This window comes from Alistipes sp. CAG:29 (assembly GCF_000435435.1).
Taxonomy (GTDB): Bacteria; Bacteroidota; Bacteroidia; order Bacteroidales; family Rikenellaceae; genus Alistipes; species Alistipes onderdonkii.
In genome coordinates, this window is the sequence record NZ_FR893503.1 from 31271 (window position 1) to 33217 (window position 1947).

A 1947-nucleotide genomic window follows, 5' to 3' on the forward strand; every position below is an offset into this window, starting at 1 on the left:
ACCTGCTGAACGGCGGGGCCGATATGCGCGAGATCCAGGAGCTTCTGGGACACGCTTCGTTACAGGCCACGCAGGTCTATACGCACAACAGCATCGCCAGGCTCCGGGAGATATACGCAAAGGCCCATCCCCGGGAAAAGGGAGGGAAGTGATTAACTTTTATAAACTGTAAGGCTATGAACGTACAGATTCAATCCGTGAAATTCGACGCCGACAAACGGCTGGTCGAATTCGTCGAGAACAAGATGGACAAACTCGACCGCTTCGCAGAGCGTTCGACGGGTGCCGAGGTCATTCTCAGACTCGATAAAGACTTTGAAAAGGGAAACAAGATAGCAACGGTCACACTCCATATGCCGGGCGAAGACCTGGTGGCATGCCACCAGTCCAGATCGTTCGAGGAATCGGTGGACGAGGCGATCGACGCCATCAAGCGCCAGCTGGACAAATTCAAAGGCAAACTGGAAAAGTAACCCACCAACCAACCGATAACCTAAAACGAAGCCGCAGCCGCCCCTCATGAGGCGGCTGCGGTAATTTTCCACCCGGCGGTTTGTGGCGGGCGCACTCCGGCTGACGGGTTCCTGCTGACGATTCCCGCCCGGCAACATCCTGCCGGCAATTTCCGCCCCGGCTCCTTACCCATCGCTCGGCGGGCGGTTCTGCAACGCAATTCCGTTTCGCTCCTACCCACCCCCAAAGACTGCAGACGGACGGCACCGGCAGCTGGAAACGGAAAACGACCGCACCTGCGTGCGGCCGTTCGGAAGCCTTGTAGTGGATAGGGGATTCGAACCCCTATGTCGTGCGTGAGAGGCACGTATCCTAACCCTTAGATGAATCCACCGTATCGGTTTTGTGGTGCAAAGATAACGCCTTCTTTCAAAACTGCAAAATTTTCCTGCAAATTCTATGATTTTTTTTGGCCCGTTTCGCATATACCTGTATTTTCGTTATCTTTACGATAAATACAAAGTACGCTTTGCCTATGAAATACATTAAAACCGCCATACTGATCGCAGGCATGGCCGCAGCGACCGCAGCCTGTACGCGGAAACCCGTCGTTCCCGAATTCAGCATGCTCTCGATCGACACCCTCATCGGCACTCCGGCCAACGGATGCAAGATCGAATTCCGTTTCGCCACGATCGCCAACGCAGCGAAATCCCCGGCCCTGCGCTCCATCGAAGCGGCCAATGCCGAGTATTTCTTCGAACTGGAAGATTTCGGCGGCACGGCGCGCCAGGCGGTCGACTCCGCCATCCGCCAGATCGCCGCGGAGATGCTCCCGGACAGCGTCGAACAGACGATGGGAACCTACGAGATCTCGGCCGAAGCCGAAGTTACGGTCACGGACTCGCTCGTCACCTATATTATCAGCCGGTGGAGTTTCACGGGAGGGGCGCACGGCATGTACGGCATGGAATGTCATACCTATTCGCTGGCCGGAGGAGACGAACTATCCTCGGCAGACCTGTTTTCCGAACAGCAGCTGCACGGCATGGAAACCCTGCTGCGCAAGAAACTGTACGAACAATACGGAGCCGACAGCGACGAAGAGCTGGCCGCTCAGGGATTCTTCCCGGAATACATCTCCCTTACGGAGAATTTCCAGGTTACGCCCGAAGGGATCACGTTCTATTACAACCCTTATGATCTCGGATGCTATGCACTGGGGGCCGTCGAAGTGACGATGACCCGCGAAGAGCTGGAGAATCTGTAACATTGCCCGAAAAGAGACGGCCGCAGGGCCGTAAAAAGAAAAAAGGCCGGAGTCTCACGACTCAGACCTTTTTCTTTTGTCGGGGAACCACCCCCTTCAAAAATGAGGTACAATCGGAGGTATTCGACTTTCGGACGAGCACCGCCCTTCGAGTCTTAGTAACGGATTGCCGCTACAACCTGCCGATTTCCTCAACCAACCTAAAACTACTAACCTAAATGAAC

The 1947-nt window shown here is 55.0% G+C and carries 3 protein-coding genes and 1 tRNA gene; 3 read left to right on the forward strand and 1 reads right to left on the reverse strand.

Annotated features, from left to right (window positions below; all coding sequences use genetic code 11):
* Together QVP03_RS11750 and hpf are read left to right on the forward strand one after the other, a co-directional pair.
* A partial coding sequence (locus QVP03_RS11750) for a tyrosine-type recombinase/integrase (protein ID WP_288210802.1) occupies positions 1-152 on the forward strand: 152 nt, incomplete at its 5' end.
* 24 nt (positions 153-176) lie between these two features.
* Positions 177-473 (forward strand): ribosome hibernation-promoting factor, HPF/YfiA family, encoded by a 297-nt coding sequence (gene hpf, locus QVP03_RS11755; protein WP_018696343.1) that lies wholly within the window; start codon positions 177-179, stop codon positions 471-473.
* A 302-nt stretch (positions 474-775) separates the two neighbouring features.
* Here hpf and QVP03_RS11760 read toward each other — a convergent pair.
* Positions 776-847 (reverse strand) — tRNA-Glu (locus tag QVP03_RS11760).
* A 141-nt stretch (positions 848-988) separates the two neighbouring features.
* On the opposite strand from QVP03_RS11760, the gene QVP03_RS11765 reads away from it, so the two are divergent.
* Positions 989-1723, forward strand: a complete 735-nt coding sequence (locus tag QVP03_RS11765) for an RsiV family protein (RefSeq protein ID WP_022333605.1) — start codon at positions 989-991, stop codon at positions 1721-1723.
* The last annotated feature ends 224 nt before the right edge of the window (positions 1724-1947 follow it).